Raw genomic sequence first — 24883 nt, forward strand, 5'->3', positions numbered from 1 at the left:
GCCCACCGGCCCCGGACCCCGGGGCGACCCGCCCCGGAGCGGCGGCCGCACCACGCCCCCGGAACGCGAAAGAACCCCACCGAAGTGGGGTTCCTGCTGGTGTCCGAGGGGGGACTTGAACTCTCCTCTCGGGCACCGACCTATAGGCGTTCTGACCTGCGAAAATGCCTGTCGTGACAGGGGTTCGACAGTCCTGCTCTTCCTGTCTTTTCCTGCTGTTTCAGGCCGTCTCAGAACGCTGCTGGTCACCCATTGGTCACGTTCCCAACCTGGCCAGGACAGACGACCTCGCCCGCTGGATCAGGCCCTTTCGATGGTCTCGAAGATGTCGGCGTCGGTCTCCTGCTGCCACTTCGGCAGGTCGGGCCAGTCGGCCACGTAGCCCGGCTTGGGGTCCTCGAAGTGCTTGAACATCTGGGCGGTCCAGCACGTCGCGACGAACCGGCTCTTCTGCTCGCGGGACAGCCTGGATGCGTGCCCGCCGCTGATCTCGATGAACTGTCGGACCTGGTCGTAGACCGAGCCAGCGGCCTCGCGCTCCCATTGCGGGGTGTCGTCCCAAGGCGTCACGTACCCGGCCTTCGGCTCCCCGGGGAAGTGCTGGTGCACTCCCGCGATCCAGGCCTCCCGGAACACTCGTGCACCTTCGGTCTGCGACATGCCAACCCCTCTCGTCATGGCGTGCTGAGCGCGGCGATCTCCGCCCCCAGCTCCGCTACGCGGTGGTCCCTGCTCAGGGGGCCGAACTCGTCGCACAGGGTCTGGAGTCTACGGGCGACGTATCCGGAGGAAGAGGCTTGGGCCAGGAGGAGGGCCTCCCGGCCGTACGCGACGACGTGTTCGAGGTCTCGCCGCTTGGCGCCGATGGCGGCGAGATCGGTCAGGACGGCGCCGCGCCGTCGGTAGGACTGCCCGGATGCAAGGGCGGTCTGCTCCAGTGCCCGCCGCAACGCTTCCTCTGCCAGGTCGAGCCGTCCGAGCTGGACGTAGCGGGCTCCCCGTTCCTCGGCCAGCCGCGTCCCGTCGAACCGCAGCCACCCGCCGTTGGTGCTGCCTGCGCTCAGGCCCATGACGTGCTCTGCCTGGTCCAAGGCGCGCTCGCACGCGGAGAGGTCGCCCAGGCCGGCGTACGCCTCTGCCTGGACGGAGGCGACCCAGTGCCGCGTGGCGAGGTCACTGTCACCTCGCCCGGCCAGCCGCTCAGCGGCTCCCAGGACCTGGGCCGCCTGCCGGTAGCGCTGCTCCGACATGTCGACGTAGGCGTGCCGGACGAGTGCGCACGCCCACAGGTCGTAGGCTTCGGCGTCCCTGCTGACGGATGCTGCGAGGGCATAGGAGGCAGCCGCGTCGGTGTGCCGGTTCGCGTCGAAGGCAACTTCCCCGGCCAGCTGGAAGAGGTCGGCTGCCGCGCTCAGGAGCGGGCGGGAGTTGCCTCGGGTGTCGGCCGCGAGGGCTTCGTTCAGGGTGGTCAGTTGGTCGCGGACGACGGGGTAGACGGACCCCTTGGACCGGGCCAGTTGGTAGACCTGCCAGAGGTGACTGTTCATCCGCGCGAAGTCACCGGGTGTGCCCCTCAGGACCCCGTCGGAGAGGGCTTCCGCCTCGTCCAGCGGCAAGGCGGTCAGCGCTCCGCTGACGGTGAGGATGCGGAGGAATTCGCGGCGGATCACTTCGTCTGGGTCTCCCGCACTCGGGTGGAAACTGGGCTGCTGGCATCCGGTCGTCCGGCTCACGGCTCGTGGTTGTGTCAGAAGGGCGTCTAGCTCTTGAAGGCCCACTTCGAGGGCGGCTGCCAAGCCTGGCCGCTGAGGCGGCTGCGGTGCGATCTTGCCGCTCTCCCAGCGTCCGACCGTTGTGCGGTCCACGCCAAGTAACTCGGCCAATTTCTCCTGACTGTAACCCAGGGTCTTGCGCCGTTCCGCCAGTCCCATGACGCCCCTCTTCCCGTGACCTGAACCCACGGCGTTCCCGTGCACGGATGTGCATCAAGAGTGCCGCATTGATGCCGTGGAGGGCTCGGACTCCCCGCGGTTTCCTTGGTGTTGTCGCAAACGGGCACGGGGGCAAACCTGCGGAAGGGTGCGGACATGGCAACGGAGAACGGCATGGCGCGTGATGGTCTCAGTTCTTCTCAGGCCCTGGACCTCGGAGCTGGCCCCCGCGTCCTCATGACGCTTCGCGTGTCCCGTGATTCGGGTCGTACCTGGCAGCAGAGCACGAGCGTCCGGGAGGGCGACCCGTTCGTCATCCTGTCCGATCCGGGCCGATACCCCCCGTGCGGGTGCGCCCGCTGTACGGGCCGCCAGTCGCTGTCCGCCACGTCGCTCCGCCCGGCTGACATCGAGCCGAGGACGGCGTGATGCCCGGCTTAGCGGCCTGGCTGCTCCGCCGCTTCGGCCGGTACGCCGGTCCCCTCTACGTGGCGATGGTCCTCTGCGGTACGGCCCTGTTCCTTGCCGGAACGTTTGCGACTCGGTAGCAGCCTCAGGCTGCTGCCCTCCCTTCTTCCCGCCGGGTTCCTGGCGGGAGTTCCCGAGTAGAGAGGTAAGTCCGATGGTGGAAGAGAACACCGGTTCGGCGGCCCCCGAGGGGGGTGGCCTGCTCGTCGCGAAGCGCAAGATCGTGGCTGCGCGGACGCGTGCCGAGCAGGAGTCCGACGTCAGTAGCGGCCGTTCCGACGGCAACGACTAGCGGGGCTGCCCACGATGCTTGATGCAGCCTCGTGGGCGGGGCGTCTGGGCGGGGACACGTTCCTCGCCCAGACGTACCACCGCTCCTACGCGCACTTCCCCGGCACCGCCGACACGGCGGGCCTGTTCTCCTGGGACGACCTCAACCGGATCATCGCCACGCAGCGACTGGAACCGCCCCGGCTGCGCCTGTCGGCCGACGGCGAGATGGTCCCCCTTCACCGCTACGCGATCCCGACCACGAACCGCCGCGCGGTCACCTGGTCCCGCATCCAGCCGGCCGACTTCCACGCCCGGCTCAAGGACGGGGCGTCGCTGGTCCTCGACGCGGTCGAGAAGATCCACCCGGCGGTGGGTGCGGCTACCGAAGGTCTTGAACGGTTCCTCGGCACGTCCGTGCAGGCCAACGTGTACGCGTCCTGGACGGATCGTGAGGGCTTCGGCCTGCACTGGGACGACCACGATGTCGTGGTGGTGCAGGTTCACGGCTCGAAGCGGTGGCGCTTGTACGGCTCCACCCGTGAGGCTCCGACCTTCCGGGACGTGGAGGCGCCAGAGACGCCCGAGGGCGACCCGGTGGCGGACATCGTTCTCGCCCCTGGTGATGTGCTCTACCTGCCGCGCGGATGGTGGCACGCGGTCACGGCTGACCAAGGGACGGAGTCGCTGCACCTGACCTTCGGCATGGTCCCGCACACGGGCGCGGACCTCATGCTCTGGGTTGTGGATCAGCTCCGATCGTCCCTGGCACTGCGCAAGGACATCCCGCGGTTCGCCTCACTGAGCGAGCACTCCGACTTCATCGCCGCGCTACGTGGCGAGCTGCTGAACGAACTGGCCGATCACCGGTTGGTGGAGCGGTGGGCGGAGTCCATCGACACGACCGACCTGGGGCACGCGATTCCCTCGCTGCCCTACGTGGACGGGCTGCCCGCACGGCCGGAGATCACGGTCAAGCTGACCGCCCCGCGGGGCCGTCTGACGACGAACCCCGCCCACAGCACGGTCACGTTCTCGGCGGCCGGTACCGCCTGGGACTTCGCCGAGTCGGCCGCGCCCGTCCTCGGCACGCTGCTGACCGGTCAGCCGACCACGCTCGGCGAGATGGCCGACTCCGCCGGATTGGAGATCAAGGACGTGGCCGAGCTGGTCTCCGCCCTCATCGAGGGCCACGCCGTCGCGGTCGTGGGGACCGCGCTGTGACCGCCACTCTCGCCCTGGGGACATACCGCGTGCGTGCCCTCAGTCAGGCGGCACGCACCGCCCTGGCTGCCGGTAGCCCCTGGGTGGACACGGCACCCAACTACGCCCTCGGTCGGGCGCATGAGGAGCTGCGCCCGGTTCTCGGGGAGTACCCGAGCGGGCGGGTAGCTACGAAGACGGGGTTCTTCACGGAGGAGCAGGGCCGCACCGCCCTGGCTGAGGGCGTGCTCACCCGGGAAGAGACGGCCAGTCGGCACAGCCTTGAACCGGGCTTCGTTCGCTGGCAGACGGAGCGTTCGTTGGCCGCACTGGGCTGCGTGGACCTGGTATTAGTGCACAACCCCGAGCACCACGGGCACGGCCTTGACCGTGCCGCTCTGCACTGGCGTGTACGGGACGCCTTCACGGCGTTGGAAGAGTTCGCTCATGCGGGCAAGCTCGGCGGGTACGGCGTCGCCACCTGGACGGGCCTGACCTCCGAAGCGTTCACGGTTCCCGAGTTGCTCGCGCTCGCGCGACAGGCGGCGGGCTCCGCCGAGCACCACTTCACGGGGTTGCAGATGCCCGTCAGTCTGATCATGGACGACCCGATCAGGCAGGCACTCAACGGCGGCGGACCGCTGGTGCAGGCGAAGGACGCGGGACTGATCACGTTCGGCTCCGCTCCTCTGCACGGCGGCGAACTTCTGGAGGCCATGACACCTGAACTGGTGAACTTCATCCGCCCCGGCCTGTCGGCCGCAGCCGCTGCCCTGCTGGCTGCCGGATCGTGCCCCGGTCTCGATGTCGTCCTCACCTCCGCGAGCACCCGCGAACACTGGGACGATGCGGCGAAGGCTCTGGCTGCGCCCCTGACGACCGAGGAACTGAGGAGAGTGACCGATGAACTCGCCGCCGAGTGAGGACGTACAGACCCTGATGGAGGCCGCTCACGACAGGGCGGCCAAGGCTCTGGGTCTCACGTGCACGGGCCCGCTGGCGTGGGGCTTCCAGGGTGTCACTCTCGGTCGGCAGGCCGGGGACCGGTGGCTCCGGGCAAGCCGGACCGCCGAGAGGAACGCGGGCAGGAAGCAGGGGGAGGGCATCGTGGGAGCCTCCTTGCTGGTGCCTGACGCTGTCCCGCGACCGCGCTTGTACGAGGTGTACGACTGGACCGACGGCAAGTGGGCCTTCGAGGCCGAAGTCCTCGACTACGTGACACATCCCGTCGTGTCCCCGGAGCGCGCCGACCTGCACCACGACCCCTACTTGCCTGACGAGTGGTGGGCCGACCTGCGCCGGGCGCTGGCCCTGCTCGCTGAGGCGGAGGGGGTGAAGGCCACTGTCCGGGACGGGTGGATCGAGCGTGCCTTCCCCCAGTTCCTCGGCATCCCGGCCCCGGCCAAGGTGGAGCGGGTGACCGGCCACGGTGACCTCCACTGGGGCAACCTCACGACCACGCCCCTGACCCTGCTGGACTGGGAGCGGTGGGGCCTGGTCCCATACGGCTACGACGCGGGTCTTCTCCACGCGAACAGCCTTCTCGTTCCCGACGTGGCGGACCGTATCCGGCTGGAGTTCGCTTCGGTCCTGGACACCCCAGCCGGCCGAGTCGGAGAACTCGCTGCCCTGGCGGAGATGCTGCAAGCCGTAGCCCGTGGCTGGTACCCGGACTTGGCCCCGCGCCTACTCGCTCGCGCGGAGTCGCTCACGGGCGTTCGGCCACCAGTCCCGGTGCACTCGGAGGTCAGCGCCTGACAGGCCCGTACATGACAGCGGCCCCCGACGTGATGCCGGGGGCCTGCCTGTGTCCGTGTGCGCCTGTCTCAGGCGCTCTCTCCCCGGTGGCGGTACAGGGTGGCACGACCGATTCCCAGGGTCTTGGCGATGGACGTAACGCTCTCTCCCTTGAGGTACCGGGCGCTGGCCACGGCCAGCTTGTCCTCGTCCACGACGGTCGGACGCCCACCGACGTTGCCCTTGCGGGCCGCAGCGTCCAGCCCTTCCAACGTCTTCTCCCGGATACCTTCCCGCTCCACCTCGGCACTCACGGCGAGCACGGCGAACACGATGGCGCCTGCCCCGTTCGGGTCGTACACGCCCTGAAGGGGACCGGACAGGAGTTCCAGTTGGATGCCGTCCGCCTGAAGGGTGGAAGACAGAGTCATCAGCTCCGCCGCACTGCGGGCAAGCCGCTTCATCTCGACCACGGTCAGGATGACGGGCTGATTCGGTGCGGCTGCCTTGATCTCCCGTGCCAGCGTGAGTGCCTTCTCCAACTCCGGCCGCTCCTTCACACGGGTGCTGATCTTCTCCGAGAAGACGCGGGTGCAGTCGGCACGGGCGAGCATGTCCAACTGTGACTGGAGTTCCTGCCCGACCCTGGAGTAAAGGGCGTAACCCAGTCGGATCGCTGCGCCCGGTATCGCGTCGGATGCCTGCGGAACGGGAGCGCCTGCCGTCCATGCCTTGCCGGGGTTGCGGTCGGCCGGAGTTTTCACGGTCAGTTCCGCCTTAAGCGCGGCCACCAGGGCGAAGCGGCCCGTGTGGTAGTTCGCCGCAACCTTGAAGATTCGCTGGCCTTTTGGTCACGTGGTGGGTCACGCCACAGCCTGGAAAGCAAAAAACCCCACATGAAGTGGGGTTCCTGCTGGTGTCCGAGGGGGGACTTGAACCCCCACGCCCGATAAAGGGCACTAGCACCTCAAGCTAGCGCGTCTGCCATTCCGCCACCCGGACCAGGTGATCGGCCCCGGTTTCCCGCGGCGACATGGACAACAATAGCAAAGGTTCTGGGCTCTCCTCACCCCTATAAGCGGTGGTCAGCCGCTTGCCGCCGCGCCCCGCCGGGCAGGTCGCGACGGGGCGGGGGGTGCGGGGGTGCCGGGCGGGGTCAGGGGCAGCGGATGACCTGGCCCGCGTACGAGAGGTTGCCGCCGAATCCGAAGAGCAGGACCGGGGCGCCCGAGGGGATCTCGCCGCGCTCGACCAGCTTGGACAGGGCCATCGGGATGCTGCCCGCCGAGGTGTTCCCGGAGTCGACGACATCGCGTGCGACGACCGCGTTGACGGCGCCGATCTTGGCGGCCAGGGGTTCGATGATGCGCAGGTTCGCCTGGTGGAGGACGACCCCGGCGAGGTCCTCCGGGGTGATCCCGGCGCGCTCGCACGTCTTGCGGGCGAGCGGCGGCAGCTGGGTGGTGGCCCAGCGGTAGACGGACTGGCCCTCCTGGGCGAAGACCGGCGGGCTGCCCTCGATCCGGACGGCGTGTCCCATCTCCGGGACGGAGCCCCACAGGACCGGGCCGATCCCGGGCTCGTCGCAGGCCTCGACGACCGCGGCGCCGGCGCCGTCACCGGTCAGCACGCAAGTGGTGCGGTCGGTCCAGTCGGTGATCGCCGTCATCTTGTCGGCGCCGATGACCAGGGCACGGGTCGCGGACCCGGCCCGGATGGCGTGGTCGGCGGTGGCCAGGGCATGGGTGAAGCCCGAGCAGACCACATTGAGGTCCATGACGGCCGGGTGGCCGCCCATGCCCAGCTTGGCGGCGACGCGGGCCGCCATGTTGGGCGAACGGTCGATCGCGGTCGAGGTGGCGACGAGGACGAGGTCGATGTCGTCGGGGGTCAGCCCCGCGCTCGCCAGGGCCTTGCCGGCGGCCTGGTAGGCCAGCTCGTCCACCGGCTCGTCGGGGCCCGCGATCCGGCGGGTCTTGATCCCCACTCGGGACCGGATCCACTCGTCGTTCGTGTCGACCATGGCCGCGAGGTCCTCGTTGGTGATCACTTTCGCGGGCTGGTAGTGCCCCAGAGCCACCACGCGTGAACCGGTCATGGGCAGGATCCCCCTCGTAAGGCAGTCAGGATCTCCCAGCTTCGCCTGCTACCGACCGGTACGAGGGCGCGTGACCCGACAGGAATACTGCTGTGGAATTTGGAGATTCCGGAGGATCTTCCTGCGGAGAAGCTGTATGGAGCGATACGGGACAATGGACCTGACAGGCCCGGCGAGGGCCGACGGACGAGAGAACGGTGGGCTGAACGCCATGGGACGGGTCACCGAGCGCCGCCGAGTCGTCCGGATCCGCGACGGAGTCGCCGGAACGCGCCCCGACACGCTGGTCGCGGAGGAGCCGCTGGAGATCCGGCTGAACGGAAAGCCGCTGGCCATCACCATGCGGACGCCGGGCGACGATTTCGCGCTCGCGGTGGGGTTCCTGGTCAGCGAGGGCGTACTGGCCGGAGCCGGGGACGTACGCGCGGTCACCTACTGCGAGGGCGCGGCGGAGGACGGCAGCAACACCTACAACGTCGTCAACGTCCAGCTGGCGCCCGGGGTCCCCGTCCCGGACATCACGCTGGAGCGGAACGTCTACACCACCTCCTCCTGCGGGCTCTGCGGGAAGGCCAGCCTGGACGCGGTGCGGACGGCGAGCCGGTTCCCGGGGATCGGCGCCGACCCGGTACGGATACCGGCCGAGCTGCTCGGGGAGCTGCCGGACCGGCTGCGCGCCGCCCAGAAGGTGTTCGACCGGACCGGCGGGCTGCACGCGGCCGGGCTGTTCTCCGCGGCGGGCGAGCTGGTCGACGTACGGGAGGACGTGGGTCGCCACAACGCGGTGGACAAGATCGTCGGCCGGGCGCAGCGCGAGGACCGGCTGCCGCTGACCGGATCGGTGCTGCTGGTGTCGGGGCGGGCCTCGTTCGAGCTGGCCCAGAAGGCCGTCATGGCGGGGATCCCGGTCCTGGCCGCGGTGTCGGCGCCGTCCTCGCTGGCCGTGGACCTCGCGGTCGAGTCGGGCCTGACCCTGGTCGGCTTCCTGCGCGGCCAGAACATGAACATCTACGCGGGCGAGCACCGGATCACCCTCGCCGCGCCGGGCCCGACGGCCTGAGGCCTGTTTCAAAAGTCCCGCCCGGCCCGCGGCGTCCGGGCGCCCGGCGCTCCTTTTGGAACACGGCCATACACCTACGAACACGGCCATACGCCTAGCGGCGCCGGGGGCGGCGGGTCGGGCGTTTGGGTTCGGGCGGGTCGATGCGGTGGAGGTCGAGGGTGTCCGGGGGGAGGGCGACGCCGGGGCCGCCCGCCAGGGCCCAGCCGACCACGTCGTCCGTCGCGGTGTCGTCCATGACCCAGCCGAACCAGGTGGCGCGGGCGCCGCGGCGGCGGGCCTCGGCCGCGGGCTGGACCACGATCACATTGGCCTGGGCGCACGGGCCGAGGCAGTCGACGGTACGGACGGCCACGCGTCCCCCGGACTCCGCCGCGGCGTCCCGGAGCCGGGCCAGCTGACCCACGTGGTCGGTTCCGGGGTTCTTGCGCGGGTCGCCGCAGCAGCAGCCGCGGCACACCACCAGAGTGCAGGGGCGTTCGGCGTGGGCGGCGAGAGGGCGTATCCAGGTCACCGACGCACGTTACCGAGCCCGGGCCACGGGGGGTTGGGCGCTGGGCGAGACCTCCGCCACATGCCCGGCGGGGAGTTCGGGGTCCGGGTCCTTCGCCCGGCGGCGGGCGAGCACCGCGCAGACCATCAGCTGCATCTGGTGGAACAGCATGAGCGGCAGCACCGCGAGGCTCGCCTGTGCGCCGAACAGCACGCTGGCCATGGGGAGTCCGGCGGCGAGGCTCTTCTTCGACCCGGCGAACTGGATGGCGATGCGGTCGCCCCGGTCGAAGCCGAGGCGTTCGGCGCCGTACCAGGTGGTCAGCAGCATCAGGGTGAGCAGGACCGCTTCGACGATCACCAGGGCGCCGAGCCGGGCGACGCCGACCTGGTGCCAGATCCCGGCGGCCATGCCCGCGCTGAAGGCGACGTAGACGACGAGCAGGATCGAGCCCCGGTCGACGTAGCCGAGCACCTTCTTGTGGCGGGTGAGGAAGCCGCCGACCCAGCGGCGCAGCAGCTGACCGAGGAGGAACGGGAGCAGCAGCTGGAGGACGATCTTCAGCAGGGAGCCGAGGGAGAAGCCGCCCCCGTCGTTGCCGAGGAGGACCGCGGCCAGCAGGGGGGTCAGGAAGATCCCGGCGAGGCTGGAGAAGGAGCCCGCGCAGATGGCGGCGGGGACGTTGCCGCGGGCGATCGAGGTGAAGGCGATCGAGGACTGGATGGTCGAGGGGACCAGGCAGAGGAAGAGCAGGCCGCTGTAGAGCGGGGGTGCCAGGAGGCTGGGCACCAGGGCCCGCGCCGCCAGCCCGAGGACGGGGAAGAGGACGAAGGTGCAGGCCAGGACGGTGAGGTGGAGGCGCCAGTGGCGCATCCCGTCGAGGGCCTCGCGGGTGGAGAGCCGGGCGCCGTAGAGGAAGAAGAGGAGGGCCACGGCCCCGGTGGAGGCGCCGTCGGCGACGGGGGCGGCCGCGCCGCGGGCGGGAAGGAGGGCGGCGAGGCCGACGACGCCGAGCAGGGCCAGGACGTACGGGTCCACCGGCATCCTCGCGAGGAGCGCGGACACCGGCGGACGGGGGCTCGGGCGCCACCCCGGACGGCGGCTCGGGCGGCGGGGCTGGCGGCTCGGGCGGCGCATGGGGGCTCGCTTGCTGTCGGGGCGGGCGCGATCACGGGGGAGGCGCGAGGTGCCCCTTCATCCTCCGGCGCGGGCCGTCATCGGGAAACACGCATACCGCTCTGACTGTCATCACGTTCCGCGATAGCGTGGGCGATATGTACGACCCGGTCCAGTTGCGTACGTTCCTCACGGTCGCCCAGACCCTCAGCTTCACCCGGGCCGCGGGGCGGCTCGGCGTACGGCAGTCCACGGTGAGCCAGCACGTGCGGCGGCTGGAGGAGGCGACCGGGCGGCCGCTGTTCCTGCGGGACACGCACCGGGTGGAGCTGACCGAGGACGGCGAGGCCCTGCTCGGTTTCGCGGAGACGATCCTGGCGGCGCACGAGCGGGCGGCGGCCTTCTTCAGCGGGACCCGGCTGCGCGGGCGGCTGCGCTTCGGGGCCTCGGAGGACTTCGTGCAGACCCGGCTGCCGGAGGTCCTGGAGGCGTTCCGGCACGAGCACCCCGAGGTGGACCTGGAGCTGTCCGTCGAGCTGTCCGGGACCCTGCACGAGCGGCTGGACGCGGGACAGCTGGATCTGGTGCTGGCCAAGCGGCGCGGGCGGGGCGACGACCGGGGGCGGCTGGTCTGGCGGGACCGGATGGTGTGGATCGGGGCGGAGGGGCTGCGGGTGGACCCGGACCGGCCTGTTCCGCTCATCCTGTTCCCGCCGCCGGGCATCACCCGGGCCCGGGCGCTGGAGGTCCTGGAGCGGGACGGGCGCGCCTGGCGGATCGCGTGTACGAGCGGCAGCCTGAGCGGTCTGGTCGCGGCGGCCCGGGCGGGGCTCGGGGTGATGGCCCACACCAGGGGCCTGATCCCGCCGGGCCTGGTCGTGGCGCCGGGCCGGGCGGGGCTGCCGGAACTGGGGCCGGTGGAGTTCGCCCTGCTGCGGAGCGGCCGACCGAACCCGGCGGCCGACGCCCTGGCCACGGCCGTCCTCACGGGTCCGGCCCGCCTCACCCGGCCCGCCTGACCCACCACTCCGCGTCCCGCGCACCCCTCCCGCCCCGCCGGACCCCGCCATCCCGTTCTCCCGCGCCGGGGCAAGCGGCCGCGCGCGCCCCGGGCTCCGTCCGTGCACGGGTCGGGAAGATCCCATGGAGATTCGCCACAGGTCTTAGGCGCGGGGCCGCGCGGGGCCCCGCACTCCGCGCTGACCAGTGAAGATGTCGGCAGAACGGATCTTCCGGACCCCTCCCGCGAGGGCGCCGGGTGGAGTACCGTCACCGGCGCTGTACGGAGCGCGATCGCGCGACTGCGCGACGTACGCGCGAAGTGAGAGGAGCCGGCAGTGCGCGAGATCACCGACCCACCCGTCGTGACGGCCGCGCCCGTCGGGGGCCTGGCCGATTCCGTCTTCGAGCACGCGCGGCAGGACCCGGACCGTGTGGTGCTGGGCCGCAAGAGCGGCGGGGTCTGGCAGGACGTCACCTCGGCGGACCTGTGCGCGCAGGTGCTGGCGCTGGCCAAGGGGCTGCTGGCGCAGGGCATCCGGTTCGGGGACCGGGTGGCCATCATGGCGCGCACCCGGTACGAGTGGACCCTGTTCGACTTCGCCCTGTGGGCGGTCGGGGCGCAGCCCGTGCCCGTCTATCCCACCGCCTCCGCCGATCAGGTGTACTGGATCCTCTTCGACTCCGGGTGCACGGCCGCGGTGGTCGAGGACGAGAACCAGGCGATGACCGTCGGTTCGGTGATCGAGGGGCTGCCCCGGCTGCGGCTGCTGTGGCAGCTGGACACGGGGGCCGTTGAGGAGCTCGTCGCCGACGGGCAGGGCATGGCGGAGGACGTGGTGCACCGGCACCGGAGCGCGGTGACCCCCGACGCGGTGGCCACGGTGATCTACACCTCGGGCACCACCGGCCGCCCCAAGGGGTGCGTGCTGACGCACGCGAACCTCATGTACGAGGCGGACACCATGGCGACCCGGTGGGAGTCGGTGTTCCGGGCGGGCCCGGGCGAGCGGCCCTCCACCCTCCTCTTCCTCCCGCTCGCGCACGTCTTCGGGCGGATGGTGGAGGTGGCCGCGATCCGGTCCCGGGTGAAGCTCGGACACCAACCGGTGATGGCGGCGGCCGAGTTGCTGCCCGATCTGGCGGCGTTCCGGCCGACGTTCGTGCTGGGGGTGCCGCACGTCTTCGAGAAGGTGTTCTCGGCGGCCCGGCGCAAGGCGGAGGCGGAGGGGCGTACGGGCCCCTTCGACCGGGCGGTCGAGGCGGCCGTGCGGTACGCCGAGGCCCGTGAGCAGAAGGCGTTCGGTACCGGCCCGGGGCCGTCGGCGGCGCTGCGGATGGAGCACCAGCTCTTCGAGAAGCTGGTGTACGGGAAGGTCCGCGCGGCGCTGGGCGGGCGGGTGCGGCACGCGATGTCGGGCGGTTCGGCGATGTCGCGGCGGCTGGGGCTGTTCTTCGACGGCGCGGGGATCACCGTGTTCGAGGGGTACGGGCTGACGGAGTCGTGCGCGGCCGCGACCGCGAACCCGCCGGGGGCGACGAAGTACGGAACGGTGGGCCGTCCGATTCCGGGTACGTCGGTGCACATCGCGGACGACGGGGAGGTGTGGCTGAGCGGGGCGCACGTCTTCTCGGGCTACCTCAACGATCCGGCGGCGAGCGGGGCGGTGCTGCGCGGGGGCTGGCTGGCGACCGGGGACCTGGGGCGGCTGGACGCGGACGGGTACCTCACGATCACCGGGCGGAAGAAGGAGATCCTGGTGACCTCCAACGGGAAGTCGGTGTCGCCGACCGCGCTGGAGGAGCGGGTACGGGCGCATCCGCTGGTGTCGCAGTGCGTACTGGTGGGCAATGACCGGCCGTTCATCGCCGCGCTGCTGACCCTGGACGTGGAGGGGGTCGCCCACTGGCTGGCGATGCGCGGCCGTCCGCAGCTGCCCGTCGCGGAGCTGGTGGCGGACGAGGAGCTGACGGCGGAGGTCCGGCGGGCGGTGGTGACCGCCAACACTCGGGTCTCGCAGGCCGAGTCGATCCGCTCCTTCCAGGTGCTGCCCGAGCAGTTCACCGAGGAGCGGGGGATGCTGACGCCCTCGCTGAAGCTGAAGCGGCGGGTCATCGAGGCGGCGTACGCGCAGGAGGTGGCGGCGCTCTACCAGCGATGACGGCCCCCGAAGGGCAGAACTGACGGTTCGTCACTTTACTTGTCATTGATATTGACGGCTCGTCAGGTGACGCACAGAATGCGGGGATTCCGACCGGAGGGGACTCCTTCATGCTGCGTCCGATCCGCACCCTCGCCGCCGCCGCGGCGGCCCTCGCGCTCGTCTGCGCCTGCAACTCCGCCGCCAAGACCTCCTCCTCCCCCTCCGGCGCGAGCGCCGCGGCCGGTGCCATCCGCGGGGTGAGCGACACCTCGGTCAAGGTCGGCGGCATCGTCTCGATGACCTCGGCCAGCGGTTACAGCAAGAAGGACACCGACCTGGGGGCCAGAGCCCGCTACCAGCGCGCCAACGCCGAGGGCGGGATCAACGGCCGCGTGATCGACTACCTGGGCGCGGAGGACGACGGCCAGGACCCCGCCAAGAACCTGGCGGCGGCCCGCAAACTCGTCCAGCAGGACAAGGTGTTCGCGGTCTCCCCGATGAGTTCGGTGACCTTCTCCGGCGCCGACTTCCTGGACCAGCAGCGGGTGCCCACCTTCGGCTGGGGCACCACCCCCGCCTTCTGCGGGCCGAAGTACATCTACGGGTTCAACGGCTGCCTGGTCCCCACCCCCGGCGGCACCCTCAACCAGACCTGGCCCGAGGGCATCGCCCAGGTGCTGGGCGGGGCGAAGGGCAGGTCGGTCGCGGTCATCGCCAATGACAGCGACGCGGGCAAGTTCGGGGTGCGGACCTTCTCGCAGGGCTTCGCCAGCGCCGGGTTCACCGTCTCCTACGCCAAGTCGAGCGTGCCGGGCACGGCCGTGCCGAGCGACTGGTCGGCGTACGTGAAGGACCTCCTCTCCGCCAACGGCGGCAAGGCACCCGACGCCGTCGTCTCGGTGATGCAGACCCCCAACAACATCGGCCTGTTCAGCGCGCTCAAGCGCGCCGGCTACCAGGGGCTGCTGTCCGACCCGACCGACTACGACCCCGGGCTGCTCGCCAAGGACACGACCAAGCAGGCCCTCGACGGGGTGCACGTCCTGCTCCAGTTCGAGCCCTTCGAGTCGCCGGACGCGAAGATGGCGCGGTTCAAGGCCGACATCAAGGCGGCCTCGGGCGGCAAGGAAGTCCCGCTCAACATGCACATGTTGACCGGTTACATGTCGGCCGACCTCTTCGTGTCGATCGCGCGGAAGGCGGGCCGGGAGCTGACCGTGGACTCCTTCCAGCGCGCCGCGCAGAGCTTCTCCGACACCGGGACCCTGGTCGGCGACCGGGCCGAGCCCCAGGGGCAGAAGAACAGTTTCGGCTGCGGGGCGCTCGTCCAGCTCAAGAACGGGGCGTACGAGGTCTCCGTACCGTTCAAGTGCTACCAGCCCATCCCCTTCAAGTAGGGGCGCCGGCATGGTCGATCTGCTCGTCTTCGTACTGAGCGGTCTGGTCTCCGGGGCCCTGTACGCGCTGCTGGCCACCGGGCTGGTGCTGTCCTACTCGGCCTCCGGGCTCTTCAACTTCGCGCACGGGGCCACCGCCTACCTCTGCGCGCTCACCTTCTACGAGCTGCACTCGGGCCTGGGCTGGCCCGCCGTCCCGGCGGCGCTGCTCGTCGTCCTCGTGCTCGCCCCCGGCCTCGGCTTGGGGCTGGACCGGCTGATGTTCCGGCGGCTCGCCCGGGTCGGCGAGAGCGCGCAGATCGTCGCCACCATCGGGCTGCTCGTCGCGCTGCCCGCCGCCGGGCTGTGGGTGGTGGGCCTGCTCGCGGACGCGGGCGTCCCCGTGGTGCCCGCCGAGAACCAGTTCGGGCTGCCGGGGGTGGGACCCAGCCCCGCGACGTCCTGGGAGCCGGTCGACGGGGTCGGCGTCGACTCCGACCAGCTGATCACCTGGGTGGTGACCGCCGTCGTGGCAGTCGCCCTGTGGGTGCTGATGCGGCGCACCCGGCTCGGCCTGCGGCTGCGGGCGTCCGTCGACAACCGCTCGCTGACCGAACTGCGCGGGATCAGCGCCGACCGGCTCTCGTCGGCCGCCTGGATGATCGCCTCGGGACTGGCCGGGCTCGCCGGGGTGCTGGCCACTCCCCTGCTCGGGCTGTCCGCGCACGACTTCACCCTGTTCCTGTTCGTGTCCGCGACGGCCGCGGTGATCGGGCGGTTCGTCTCGGTACCGCTCGCCTTCGCGGGCGGGCTGGGGCTCGGCGTACTGCAGAACCTGGTCGCCGGTTACGCCGCATTCACCGACCGGATCACCGGCTTTCGCACGGCCGTGCCGTTCCTCATCCTCTTCGCCGGGCTGCTGGTCCTCACCCGGCGGGCCCGGGCGGCGGGCACCGCCGCCTCGGAGGCCCCGCCCCGGGACCACCTGGAGGGGGCTCCGTGGCGGCGGCGCTGGGGCGTGTGGGCGGTGGGCGCGGCGCTGCTGTGCGTGGCCCTGTACACCGTGACCACCCCCTTCTGGAGCGGGCTGCTCGCCCAAGGGCTGGCGATCGCGCTGGTGTTCATGTCCTTCACCGTGGTGACGGGCCTCGGCGCGATGGTCTCGCTGGCCCAGGCCACCTTCGTGACGGGCGCGGCGCTGGTCGCGGGGCTGCTGATGAGCCACGGGTGGCCCTTCGTCGCGGCCCTCGCCGTCGGCACCTGTACGGCCGCCGTGCTGGGCGCGCTCGTCGCGCTGCCCGCGCTGCGGCTCGGCGGGCGCTCGCTGGCGCTGGCCACCCTCGCGCTGGCGTTCCTGGCCGACCAGGTGCTGTTCCAGCTGCCGTGGCTGCGCAACGGGGACTCCGGGTGGTCCGTGCCGCGCCCCGTGCTGGGGCCGGTGGACCTCTCCGACGACCGGGCGATGGGGGTCGCGCTGGTGGTGCTGGTGGCTCTGGTGGCGGCCGGGCTGAGCGCGCTGCGGAACTCCCCGTCGGGGCGGGCGATGCTCGCCGTACGGTCCTCCCCCGAGGCGGCCGTGGCCTCGGGGGTGTCCGTCCTGCGCACGAAGCTGCTGCTGTTCACGCTGTCGGCGGGGCTGGCCGGGTTCGGGGGCGTGCTGTACGCCTCGTACAACACCCGGATCACGGCGACCGACTTCACCGCCCTGACCGGGCTGGTGTGGCTGGCGGTGGTGGTGGCGGCCGGGGTCCGCAGGCCGCAGTACGCGGTGGTGGCCGGGCTGGTGTACGCGGTCGCGCCGCGGGTGCTGGCGGACCACGTGACCGCGTCCGGGTACCTGCCGGTGATCCTGTTCGGGCTGGCGGGGGTGGCCCTGGCCAACGATCCGGACGGGTACTGCGCCGGGGTTCCTGGGCGGGTGGCGGCCTGGCGCCTGGCGGCGGGCCGGGGCGGGCCGAGTGCGGGCGTGCCGAGTGCGGGCGGGGCCGGCGGGGCCGGGAAGCGGGGCTCCGCCCCGGACCCCGCTCCGCAAACGCCGGAGGGGCTGGAGGTGCCCCGGGGGCTGGAGGTGCCCGCGCTGGAGTTGCGCGGGGTGCGGGCCGGCTACGGCGGGGGGAGCGTGCTGCACGGGGTGGACCTCACGGTGCGGCGCGGGGAGATCCTCGCCGTGCTCGGGCCCAACGGGGCCGGGAAGAGCACCGCCTGCAAGGTGGCGGCCGGGCTGCTCGGGACCTCGGGCGGGGCGGTGTACGTCGCCGGGCGGGACGCGACCCGGGACGGGCCCGTACGCCGCTCCCGGGACGGGGTGCTGCTCGCTCCCGAGGGCCGCGGGATCTTCCCCTCCCTCACCATCGAGGAGAACCTGGCCCTGTACCTCCCCGACGCCCGCGCCCGGGACGCCGTGTACGCGCGCTTCCCCCGGCTGCGCGAGCGGCGGTCGGTGGCCGCCGGGTCCCTGTCCGGCGGCGAGCAGCAGCTGCTCGCCCTCGCGCCGCTGCTCCAGCGCCCGCCCGAGGTGCTGATCGCGGACGAACCCTCGCTGGGGCTCGCGCCCCGCGTGGTGGCGGAGGTGTACGCCCTGCTCGTGGAGCTGCGCGACGCGGGCACCGCGCTGCTGCTCGTGGAGGAGAAGGCCGCCGAGATCCTCGGGGTCGCGGACACCGTCGCCTACCTGTCCCAGGGCCGGGTCTCCTGGTGCGGACCGCGCGCCGAGGTGGAGGCGGACCGGCTCACCGAGGCCTACCTGGGGATCGGAACATGACGCCGAACGAAAGCCCGTACGAGGGCCCGGGTCCGTACGAGGGTCCCGGTGAAACCCCGTACCAGGGCCCGGGCGAAGGCCCGTACGTCCTGGAGGCCCACGACGTCTCCGTCCGGTTCGGCGGGGTCCGGGCGCTGACGGGGGTCTCGCTGGGGATCCGGCCCGGCGAGGTGTGCGGGCTCATCGGGCCGAACGGCGCGGGCAAGACCACCCTGTTCGACGTCCTGTCCGGCATCCGGCGCCCCGACCAGGGGCGGCTGCTGCTCGACGGGGCGGACATCACCCGCCGCTCCCCCGTGTGGCGGGCCCGGCACGGGATGCGCCGTACGTTCCAGCGCCAGCAGCTCTTCGGTCAGCTCAGCGTGGCCGACAACCTGCTCGTCGCGCAGGAGTGGCGGGGCGGTGGCGGTGGCCTCGCCGCCGACCTGGTCGCCTCCCCCACCCGTCGCCGCCGGGAGCGGGAGCGGCGGGCCCGGGGAGCGCGGGTGCTGGCCGACTGCGGGCTCGCGGCGCTGGGGACGGCGTACGCGGGCGGGCTGCCCGTGGGCCGGGCCCGGATGGTGGAGCTCGCTCGGGCCGTCGCCGATCCGCCCCGGGTCCTGCTGCTGGACGAGCCCGCCTCGGGGATGTCGGCGCCGGAGCGGGAGCAGCTGGCGGTGGTGGTGCGCGCGCTGGCCGAGCGGGAGGGCTGCGCGGTGCTGCTGGTCGAGCACAACGTGGCGTTCGTGATGGAGGTGTGCGCCCGGGTGGTGGTGCTGGACCTCGGCACGGTGCTGGCCGAGGGCCCGGCGGCGCGGGTCCGGGCGGATCCGCTGGTCCGGGAGGCGTACCTGGGGGGCGCCTGAGGGGTTCCGGGTGCGAATGGCGGGAATACGCCGTCACGACGGCCGGTTGTCGCCGGTCGTACGACACGGCGGAACATGCCGGAAACCGTACGGAACCGCACCGCACCGATCGAGGGAACGACCAGACGTGAACCAGGTCCCCACCATCAAGCTCAACAACGGCTCGCTCATGCCCCAGCTCGGCTACGGCGTCTGGCAGGTTCCGGACGCCGAGGCCGAGCAGGCCGTCGGGAGCGCCCTGGAAGCCGGTTACCGCAGCATCGACACCGCCTCGATCTACGGCAACGAGGCGGGCACCGGCAAGGCCATCGCGGCGGCCGGCCTGCCCCGCGAGGAACTGTTCGTCACCACCAAGCTGTGGAACGGCCCGTCCGAGACCTGGGGCCGTGACAACGTCCTGCGCGAGTTCGACTCCTCGCTCGCCAAGCTCGGGCTGGACCACGTCGACCTGTACCTGATCCACTGGCCGCGCCCGATGCGCGAGGACTACCTCGCCATCTGGAAGACCTTCGAGGAGATCGCCGCGAGCGGCCGCGCCAAGGCGGTCGGCGTCTCCAACTTCGGGCAGCCGCAGCTGGAGCGCCTGGCCGCCGAGAGCCCGCTGGTCCCGGCCGTCAACCAGGTCGAGCTGCACCCGCTCTTCAACCAGGCCGAGCTGCGCGCGGTCCACGCCGACCTCGGGATCGCCACCGAGGCCTGGTCCCCGCTGGGCCAGGGCAAGGATCTGCTGACCCTCCCTGCTGTCGCCGCGATCGCCGCGAAGCAGGGCCGTACCGGCGCCCAGGTGGTGCTGCGCTGGCACCTCCAGCTCGGGAACATCGCGATCCCGAAGTCGGTCACCCCCGCCCGCATCCGCGAGAACCTGGACGTCTTCGGCTTCGAGCTGGACGCCGAGGACCTCGCCGCGCTGAACGCGCTGTCCACCGCGGCCGGGCGGATCGGGCCCGACCCGGCCGGTTTCGACGTCTGAGCCACGACGTGTACCGCATCCGGAACGTCGCCGACGGGCTGCTGCTGGAGGCCGAAGGCGCGTCCCGGGTGCGGGTCGCCCCCGATGCGCCGCCGGAGCTGGCGGACACCCAGCGGTGGGAGGTCACCCCGGTGCACACCGGCGGCGCGGTCTTCCACGTGGTGAGCGTCCGCAACGGCAGACGGCTCGACGTCGCGAACGCGTCGACCGAGAGCGGCGCCCGCGTTCAGCTGTGGCGGGCGAACGCCTTCGGCGCGCAGGAGTGGCTGGTCGAGGAGCACGTGGACGCGCCGGGGGTGGTCTCGCTGGTCGCCTGCGTCAGCGGGCTCCCGCTGGAAGCGGCCGGGGACGGCGGCGTCCGCCAGGCCCAGGACACCGACGCGCCGACGCAGTGGTGGCGGCTGGAAGCGGTGTGAGCCGGTCCGTCGCCGCCGTCGTCGTCCGCCACCGCCCCACTCCCGGCATCGGCCCGTACGCGTCGATGTCGCCGCCGGCCTCGTGGGCGGCGTCCCTGTCCACGGCAGGGACGTCGTCAGGTGCGGGCCGGTCAGCTCGCGCCGTGCGCGGGGGCCAGGTCCTGGACCCGCTGGGCGAGTTCGAAGTCGGTCTCGGTGACCGCGTCGCCGGCGCTGTGGGTGTTCACGGACAGGCGCACGGTGTTGTAGCCGAGGGTCAGGTCGGAGTGGTGGTTCAGCTCCTCCTGCACGCTCGCGATGTGGGCGACCAGGGCGCTCGCCTGGAAATGGGTGCCCAGCCGGTAGGTGCGGATGATCCGGCCGTCTTCGAAGGACCAGCCCGGGAGTTCCCGCAACCGGTCCTCGATCTCCTTCTGCGACAGCGGCTGACTCGGCATGCGTCGGCTCCTTCGTCCCGGTGACGTGGAGTCAAGGTTCCCACAGCGCGCCGGTACGAACCATTCGCGCCATAGTGCGCCCGGGTACTTCCGCGCCTTCCGCGACCGCCGCGCCGCCCTTAGGCTCCTGCGCCGGACGTGACTGTTACCGCCGGTAATGCGGCGGTCGACGAGGGGGCGCACCATGACGCGCACAGGAAGTTCCCGGCGTACGTTCATCGCGGCAGCGGCGGGGGGAACGGGCGCGGCGGCAGCCGCCGGAGCACTCGGCCCAGCGGCCCCGGCAGCCGCCGCGACCACCTCCCCGGCCGTGGCTCCGGCCCCGGCGAAGGGGGCTCCGGCCCGCCGGGTCGCGGTCCTCGGCGGCGGGGTGGCCGGGCTGACCGCCGCGCACGAGCTGGCCGAGCGCGGGTACGCCGTCACCGTGTACGAGCGCCGCGCCCTCGGCGGCAAGGCGCGCAGCATGGAGGTACCCGGCAGCGCGCGCGGCGGCCGCAAGCCGCTGCCCGGGGAGCACGGGTTCCGCTTCATCCCCGGCATCTACCACAACCTGCCCGACACGATGCGGCGCATCCCCTTCCCCGGCAACGCCAACGGCGTCTGGGACAATCTGGTCGCCCCGCCCGAGATGATGTTCGCCCGGGCCGCCGGACGCGAGGACCTGCGGGCGCCGATCCCCTGGCAGGACCACGCGCCCGCCGTCCTGACCCCCGACGAGATCCGCCGCGCGCTCACCGGGATCCTGCAGACCCTGGTGAAATTACCGGTCCACGAGACGGCGTACTTCGTCGACCGCGTCCTGGTCTTCCTCACCAGCTGCGACGAGCGCCGCAACGACACCTGGGAGCGCACCCCGTGGTGGACCTTCGTGCGCGCCGCGCGGATGTCGGCCGAGTACCAGCGCATCCTGGCCGTCGGGATCACCCGCAACATCGTGGCGACCAAGGCCGAGGAGGCCTCCACCCGTACGGTCGGCACCCTCGGCGAGGCCTTCGTCTTCAACGCGCTGGGGCGTGGCGCGGACGGCCCGCCCGACCGGATCCTGAACCTGCCCACCAACGAGGCCTGGATCACCCCCTGGGAGACCCATCTGCGGTTGCTGGGCGTGGAGTTCAAGATGGGCTGGACGGTACGGGAGGTGCTGTACGCCGACGGCGCCGTCACCGGGGTCGACGTCCTGGACCCGGCCGGAACCCGGCAGACCGTCACCGCCGACCACTACGTCTCGGCCCTGCCGGTGGAGCACGCCCGGCGCACCTGGGGCTCCGCCCTGCGGGCCGCCGACCCGATGCTGGCGCGCTGCGACAAGCTGGAGACGGACTGGATGACCGGCATCCAGTTCTACCTCACCGAGCGGGCGCCGCTCGTGCACGGACACCTCAACTGCATCGACGCCCCATGGTCCCTGACGGCCATTCAGCAGGCCGAGCACTGGCCCTCGCGGAACTTCGCCGCCGACTACGGCGACGGGACCGCGGTGGACTGCCTGTCGGTGGACATCTCGGAGTGGGACAAGCCCGGGATCCTGTACGGGAAGACCGCCAAACAGTGCACCCGGGACGAGGTGGCCCGTGAGGTGTGGGCCCAGTTGAAGGCCTCGCTCAACGACACGGGCACGGCGGTGCTGTCCGACACCACCCTGCACTCGTGGTTCCTGGACCCGGGGGTCGACGGCCTCGGCACACCGAACCCGACCAACCAGGACCAGCTGCTGATCCACCCCACCGGCACCTTCCACAACCGGCCGAGCGCGAAGACCCGCGTCCCCAACCTCTTCGTCAGCGGGGACTTCGTGGCGGTCGACATCGACCTCGCGACGATGGAGGGCGCCAACGCCTCGGCCAGGGCCGCCGTCAACGCGCTTCTGGACCAGGAGGGTTCGGGCGCCGCGCGCTGCACGATCACGCCGCTCTACCGGGCGCCGGAGATCGCCGGCTTCAAGCGCGACGACCTGTGGCGCTACCGGCTCGGCCTGCCCAACATCTTCGACCTGGGGTGAGCCCGGATCCCAGGAGCCGGCCCCGGCCGCCCTGGGTTAACGTCGGCCTATGACGACGACGTCCGTGGGAACCCTGCTCCGCGCCTGGCGGGAGCGGCGCGGCATCAGCCAGCTGGAGCTGGCGGGCCGCGCCGACTCCTCGGCCCGGCACATCAGTTTCGTCGAGACCGGGAGGTCCAGGCCGAGCGAGGACATGGTGCTCCGACTGGCGGACCGGCTCGACGTGCCGGTCCGTGAGCGCAACGCCCTGCTCCTGGCAGCCGGTTACGCCCCGCGGTACGCGCACACCCCGCTGGACGCGCCGGAGATGGCGGCGCTGCGGGAGGGCCTGGAGCGGCTGCTGACCGCCTACGAGCCCTATCCGGCGCTGGTCGTCGACGGAACGTACACGGTGGTCGCGGCCAACCGGGGCATCGCGATGCTGCTGGACGGGCTGGCGGAACACCTGCTGGCACCCCCGCTGAACGCCATGCGGATCACCCTGCACCCGGAGGGGCTCGCGCCCCGGATCCGCAACCTCGGGCAGTGGCGGGCGCACCTGCTGGCCCAGATGGACCGGCAGATCGCCCTGGCCCGCTCGGCCGCGCTGCGAGCGCTGTACGAGGAGGTCGCGGCGTACCCGGTGGACCACCCGGGGACCGACCGCTTCCCGGCCGAGGAGGGCGGGGCCGGGGCGGACGACGCCGTCTCGGCGATCGCCCTGCCGCTGCGGATCGAGCATGACGGGCAGCTGCTGTCGTTCGTGTCGTCCATCGCCACCTTCAACACCCCGATGGACGTGACCGTCGCCGAGCTGGCCATCGAGACGCTGCTCCCGGCCGACCCGGCGACGGCGAAGTACCTGCGCTCACTGGGCCCGTGAGCCGCGCTCCCGCCACTGAAGGAGGGCGAAGGCGGCGACCACGAGGGCCTGCGCCGGGATCCACACAAGCCCGGCGGTGGTCGGCTCGAACCAGAGGGCGAGGGAGAGCGTACTCAGCACCACCCAGGCGCAGTTGACCTCGACGACGGCCATGACCAGGGCGTCGGCGGGGAGGGGGCGGGAGGCGAGCCACCCCACTCCGGCGCCGTAGGCGGCCAGCAGGACGCCGAGCACGAGCAGCGGGGTGCGCCCCACCCCGAGCAGCCGCTGGAGCGGCCCGGCGAACAGGGCGTAGGCGAGGCCGTTCCCGGCGGTGACGACGGCGTCCAGCGCCAGCAGCCGGCGCAGCGCGGCCCGCGGCGCGGCGGCCGGAGCGGCCGGGGAGAACGGGGTTGCGGACATGACGGATCAGCCTCCATCGAGGTCGAGAGCGCTGGTCGGGGGCCTGATCCCGGACCGCAGTGCGGCGGTCCGGGATCCGGTGCCCCTACTCTCCCGGCCGCCCGGCGCCCCGTCGATTACCCCGCGGGTCATGCCGCACCCGTGGCACCCGGCCCGGACCGCGGACCCGGATCAGCCGAGGTCGGCCGGGTCCAGCCCGGCGTGCGCGCCGGCCGCCCACACGGTCTGCTCCAGCAGGACGGCGATGGTCATGGGGCCGACGCCACCGGGGACCGGGGTGATCAGCGAGGCGCGCGCGGCGGCCGACTCGAAGTGCACGTCGCCGACGTTGCCGCTGTACCCGGCGTCCAGGACCACCGCGCCCGGCTTGATGTCCTCGCCCCGGATGAATTCGGCCTTGCCGACCGCGGCGACCAGCACGTCCGCCTGGCGCACGATCGAGGGGAGGTCCTCGGTACGGGAGTGGCAGTAGGTGACGGTGGCGTTCTGCCCGAGGAGCAGCAGCCCGGCGGGCTTGCCGAGGATCGCGCTGCGGCCGACGACCACGGCGTGCTTGCCGGTGAGGTCCACGTCGTACTCGGCGAGCAGCCGCATGATGCCGCCCGGGGTGCAGGAGACGAACCCCGGCAGCCCGAAGCCCATGGCGGCGAAGGAGTGCATGGTGACCCCGTCGACGTCCTTGCCCGGGGCGATCGCCTCGAAGGCGGCGCGCTCGTCGATGTGGTGCGGTACGGGGTGCTGCAGCAGGATGCCGCTGACCTCGGGGTCCACGGAGAGCGCGGTGAGGGTGGTCACCAGTTCCTCGGTGGTGGTCGAGGCGGGCAGCTCGACGTGGCGGGAGGTGATGCCCGCCTTGGCGCAACGGTTCTGCTTCATGCGCACGTACGTCACGGACGCGGGGTCCTCGCCGACGAGCACGGTGGCGAGACAGGGCGCGGTACCGGTGCGGCGGGTCAGCTCGGCGGCCTGGAGCGCGGTCCGCTCCGAGATGCGGCGGGCGAGGCCGGCGCCGTCCATCAGGCGGGCGGTCCGGTCCTGGTCCTGGGGAACGGTCTGGGCAGTCGTCACGGGGTCTCCTGAACGTCGCTGCGGGATCGCGGATCGCCCAGGCGCGCGGCAGTCGACGTACGGGTGCGCCGGAGTACGGCGGTACGCCGGGCCGCTCCCCGGTGGTGATCCACCCAAGCGCCAGTCACGGCCCGCCGCCCACTCTAGTCGAAACGCCCGGCGGGCCACGAGGCGCGGACCTGGGCCGCGCCTGGAGCTGGCTCCGCGCGCAGGCGGCGCGCGCAGGCG

General features: G+C 72.1%; 23 protein-coding genes, 1 tRNA gene and 1 riboswitch. Of the genes, 14 read left to right on the plus strand and 10 right to left on the minus strand.

Annotated features, from left to right (window positions below):
• Positions 1-300: 300 nt before the first annotated feature.
• Positions 301-660 carry a hypothetical protein gene (locus QMF80_RS12895; protein ID WP_283452669.1) on the minus strand — a complete coding sequence of 120 codons (360 nt, stop codon included), beginning with the start codon at positions 658-660 and terminating at the stop codon, positions 301-303.
• Between the two features lie 14 nt (positions 661-674).
• Positions 675-1931, minus strand: coding sequence for a helix-turn-helix transcriptional regulator (locus tag QMF80_RS12900; protein ID WP_283452671.1), 1257 nt, complete (start codon positions 1929-1931; stop codon positions 675-677).
• Positions 1932-2553: 622 nt separating this feature from the next.
• Between QMF80_RS12900 and QMF80_RS12905 the strand changes: the two genes are divergently transcribed.
• From QMF80_RS12905 to QMF80_RS12920, 4 genes are read left to right on the plus strand one after another with little or no spacing between them, the layout of a single operon-like run.
• A complete protein-coding gene (locus QMF80_RS12905) occupies positions 2554-2691 on the plus strand; it encodes a hypothetical protein (RefSeq protein WP_165289379.1) in 138 nt (45 codons plus the stop codon).
• A gap of 14 nt (positions 2692-2705) precedes the next feature.
• A complete protein-coding gene (locus QMF80_RS12910) occupies positions 2706-3893 on the plus strand; it encodes a JmjC domain-containing protein (protein ID WP_283452674.1) in 1188 nt (395 codons plus the stop codon).
• Positions 3890-4795, plus strand: coding sequence for an aldo/keto reductase (locus QMF80_RS12915; RefSeq protein ID WP_283452675.1), 906 nt, complete (start codon positions 3890-3892; stop codon positions 4793-4795). The genes QMF80_RS12910 and QMF80_RS12915 overlap by 4 nt, the downstream gene beginning before the upstream one ends.
• A complete protein-coding gene (locus tag QMF80_RS12920) occupies positions 4776-5630 on the plus strand; it encodes a hypothetical protein (protein WP_283452676.1) in 855 nt (284 codons plus the stop codon). Before QMF80_RS12915 ends, QMF80_RS12920 begins: the two co-directional genes overlap by 20 nt.
• Positions 5631-5698: 68 nt before the next feature.
• Here the strand turns inward: QMF80_RS12920 and QMF80_RS12925 are convergent, their stop codons facing one another.
• From QMF80_RS12925 to QMF80_RS12935, 3 genes are all read right to left on the minus strand, one after another.
• Entirely contained in the window at positions 5699-6400 is a 702-nt protein-coding gene (locus tag QMF80_RS12925) for a recombinase family protein (RefSeq protein ID WP_283452678.1), read from the minus strand.
• Between the two features lie 123 nt (positions 6401-6523).
• A tRNA-Leu gene (locus QMF80_RS12930) sits at positions 6524-6611 on the minus strand.
• A gap of 154 nt (positions 6612-6765) precedes the next feature.
• Positions 6766-7707, minus strand: coding sequence for a beta-ketoacyl-ACP synthase III (locus QMF80_RS12935; RefSeq protein ID WP_283452680.1), 942 nt, complete (start codon positions 7705-7707; stop codon positions 6766-6768).
• A 211-nt stretch (positions 7708-7918) separates the two neighbouring features.
• Between QMF80_RS12935 and fdhD the strand changes: the two genes are divergently transcribed.
• Entirely contained in the window at positions 7919-8767 is an 849-nt protein-coding gene (gene fdhD / locus QMF80_RS12940; protein WP_283452681.1) for a formate dehydrogenase accessory sulfurtransferase FdhD, read from the plus strand.
• A 94-nt stretch (positions 8768-8861) separates the two neighbouring features.
• On the opposite strand, the gene QMF80_RS12945 is transcribed toward fdhD, so the two are convergent.
• Positions 8862-9281 carry a (2Fe-2S) ferredoxin domain-containing protein gene (locus QMF80_RS12945; RefSeq protein ID WP_283452682.1) on the minus strand — a complete coding sequence of 140 codons (420 nt, stop codon included), beginning with the start codon at positions 9279-9281 and terminating at the stop codon, positions 8862-8864.
• 9 nt (positions 9282-9290) lie between these two features.
• On the minus strand, positions 9291-10304 hold the full coding sequence (locus QMF80_RS12950) for a bile acid:sodium symporter family protein (RefSeq protein ID WP_283452900.1): 1014 nt from the start codon (positions 10302-10304) through the stop codon (positions 9291-9293).
• Between the two features lie 230 nt (positions 10305-10534).
• On the opposite strand from QMF80_RS12950, the gene QMF80_RS12955 reads away from it, so the two are divergent.
• The 7 genes from QMF80_RS12955 to QMF80_RS12985 all read left to right on the plus strand — a co-directional run bounded on the left by QMF80_RS12955 (position 10535) and on the right by QMF80_RS12985 (position 19887).
• Positions 10535-11395 (plus strand): LysR family transcriptional regulator, encoded by an 861-nt coding sequence (locus QMF80_RS12955; protein ID WP_283452683.1) that lies wholly within the window; start codon positions 10535-10537, stop codon positions 11393-11395.
• 318 nt (positions 11396-11713) lie between these two features.
• On the plus strand, positions 11714-13537 hold the full coding sequence (locus QMF80_RS12960) for an AMP-dependent synthetase/ligase (RefSeq protein WP_283452684.1): 1824 nt from the start codon (positions 11714-11716) through the stop codon (positions 13535-13537).
• A gap of 110 nt (positions 13538-13647) precedes the next feature.
• Positions 13648-14916: an ABC transporter substrate-binding protein gene (locus QMF80_RS12965; RefSeq protein ID WP_283452685.1), complete on the plus strand. Its 1269-nt coding sequence runs from the start codon at positions 13648-13650 to the stop codon at positions 14914-14916.
• Positions 14917-14926: 10 nt separating this feature from the next.
• Entirely contained in the window at positions 14927-17656 is a 2730-nt protein-coding gene (locus tag QMF80_RS12970) for an ABC transporter permease subunit (protein WP_283452686.1), read from the plus strand.
• Positions 17653-18501, plus strand: a complete 849-nt coding sequence (locus tag QMF80_RS12975; RefSeq protein ID WP_283452687.1) for an ABC transporter ATP-binding protein — start codon at positions 17653-17655, stop codon at positions 18499-18501. The genes QMF80_RS12970 and QMF80_RS12975 overlap by 4 nt, the downstream gene beginning before the upstream one ends.
• 127 nt (positions 18502-18628) lie before the next feature.
• Complete coding sequence (locus QMF80_RS12980; protein WP_283452689.1) at positions 18629-19471, plus strand: aldo/keto reductase; 843 nt, start codon at positions 18629-18631, stop codon at positions 19469-19471.
• Positions 19472-19479: 8 nt separating this feature from the next.
• A complete protein-coding gene (locus tag QMF80_RS12985) occupies positions 19480-19887 on the plus strand; it encodes an RICIN domain-containing protein (RefSeq protein ID WP_283452690.1) in 408 nt (135 codons plus the stop codon).
• 131 nt (positions 19888-20018) lie between these two features.
• Here QMF80_RS12985 and QMF80_RS12990 read toward each other — a convergent pair whose 3' ends face one another.
• A complete protein-coding gene (locus tag QMF80_RS12990) occupies positions 20019-20324 on the minus strand; it encodes a 4a-hydroxytetrahydrobiopterin dehydratase (RefSeq protein WP_283452692.1) in 306 nt (101 codons plus the stop codon).
• Positions 20325-20508: 184 nt separating this feature from the next.
• Here QMF80_RS12990 and QMF80_RS12995 point away from each other — a divergent pair, with 184 nt between their 5' ends.
• Together QMF80_RS12995 and QMF80_RS13000 are read left to right on the plus strand one after the other, a co-directional pair.
• A complete protein-coding gene (locus QMF80_RS12995) occupies positions 20509-22323 on the plus strand; it encodes a hydroxysqualene dehydroxylase (protein WP_283452693.1) in 1815 nt (604 codons plus the stop codon).
• 49 nt (positions 22324-22372) lie between these two features.
• Positions 22373-23185, plus strand: a complete 813-nt coding sequence (locus QMF80_RS13000; RefSeq protein WP_283452694.1) for a helix-turn-helix domain-containing protein — start codon at positions 22373-22375, stop codon at positions 23183-23185.
• On the opposite strand, the gene QMF80_RS13005 is transcribed toward QMF80_RS13000, so the two are convergent.
• Together QMF80_RS13005 and QMF80_RS13010 are read right to left on the minus strand one after the other, a co-directional pair.
• Positions 23171-23587: a hypothetical protein gene (locus QMF80_RS13005; RefSeq protein ID WP_283452695.1), complete on the minus strand. Its 417-nt coding sequence runs from the start codon at positions 23585-23587 to the stop codon at positions 23171-23173. The two genes, QMF80_RS13000 and QMF80_RS13005, sit on opposite strands and share 15 nt — an antisense overlap.
• A gap of 171 nt (positions 23588-23758) precedes the next feature.
• Positions 23759-24604 carry a bifunctional 5,10-methylenetetrahydrofolate dehydrogenase/5,10-methenyltetrahydrofolate cyclohydrolase gene (locus QMF80_RS13010; protein ID WP_283452902.1) on the minus strand — a complete coding sequence of 282 codons (846 nt, stop codon included), beginning with the start codon at positions 24602-24604 and terminating at the stop codon, positions 23759-23761.
• A gap of 79 nt (positions 24605-24683) precedes the next feature.
• Positions 24684-24793, minus strand: a riboswitch (ZMP/ZTP riboswitch).
• Between the last annotated feature and the right edge of the window lie 90 nt (positions 24794-24883).

Source organism: Streptomyces sp. G-G2 (genome assembly GCF_030063135.1).
Lineage (GTDB): Bacteria > Actinomycetota > Actinomycetes > Streptomycetales > Streptomycetaceae > Streptomyces.

Coding starts and splice junctions, on each gene's coding strand:
- QMF80_RS12895 (WP_283452669.1), bottom strand. CDS start 660: ATGTCGCAGACCGAAGGTGCACGAGTGTTCCGGGAGGCCTGGATCGCG.
- QMF80_RS12900 (WP_283452671.1), bottom strand. CDS start 1,931: ATGGGACTGGCGGAACGGCGCAAGACCCTGGGTTACAGTCAGGAGAAA.
- QMF80_RS12905 (WP_165289379.1), top strand. CDS start 2,554: ATGGTGGAAGAGAACACCGGTTCGGCGGCCCCCGAGGGGGGTGGCCTG.
- QMF80_RS12910 (WP_283452674.1), top strand. CDS start 2,706: ATGCTTGATGCAGCCTCGTGGGCGGGGCGTCTGGGCGGGGACACGTTC.
- QMF80_RS12920 (WP_283452676.1), top strand. CDS start 4,776: ATGAACTCGCCGCCGAGTGAGGACGTACAGACCCTGATGGAGGCCGCT.
- QMF80_RS12935 (WP_283452680.1), bottom strand. CDS start 7,707: ATGACCGGTTCACGCGTGGTGGCTCTGGGGCACTACCAGCCCGCGAAA.
- fdhD (WP_283452681.1), top strand. CDS start 7,919: ATGGGACGGGTCACCGAGCGCCGCCGAGTCGTCCGGATCCGCGACGGA.
- QMF80_RS12950 (WP_283452900.1), bottom strand. CDS start 10,304: ATGCCGGTGGACCCGTACGTCCTGGCCCTGCTCGGCGTCGTCGGCCTC.
- QMF80_RS12955 (WP_283452683.1), top strand. CDS start 10,535: ATGTACGACCCGGTCCAGTTGCGTACGTTCCTCACGGTCGCCCAGACC.
- QMF80_RS12965 (WP_283452685.1), top strand. CDS start 13,648: ATGCTGCGTCCGATCCGCACCCTCGCCGCCGCCGCGGCGGCCCTCGCG.
- QMF80_RS12970 (WP_283452686.1), top strand. CDS start 14,927: ATGGTCGATCTGCTCGTCTTCGTACTGAGCGGTCTGGTCTCCGGGGCC.
- QMF80_RS12975 (WP_283452687.1), top strand. CDS start 17,653: ATGACGCCGAACGAAAGCCCGTACGAGGGCCCGGGTCCGTACGAGGGT.
- QMF80_RS12990 (WP_283452692.1), bottom strand. CDS start 20,324: ATGCCGAGTCAGCCGCTGTCGCAGAAGGAGATCGAGGACCGGTTGCGG.
- QMF80_RS12995 (WP_283452693.1), top strand. CDS start 20,509: ATGACGCGCACAGGAAGTTCCCGGCGTACGTTCATCGCGGCAGCGGCG.
- QMF80_RS13000 (WP_283452694.1), top strand. CDS start 22,373: ATGACGACGACGTCCGTGGGAACCCTGCTCCGCGCCTGGCGGGAGCGG.
- QMF80_RS13005 (WP_283452695.1), bottom strand. CDS start 23,587: ATGTCCGCAACCCCGTTCTCCCCGGCCGCTCCGGCCGCCGCGCCGCGG.
- QMF80_RS13010 (WP_283452902.1), bottom strand. CDS start 24,604: ATGGACGGCGCCGGCCTCGCCCGCCGCATCTCGGAGCGGACCGCGCTC.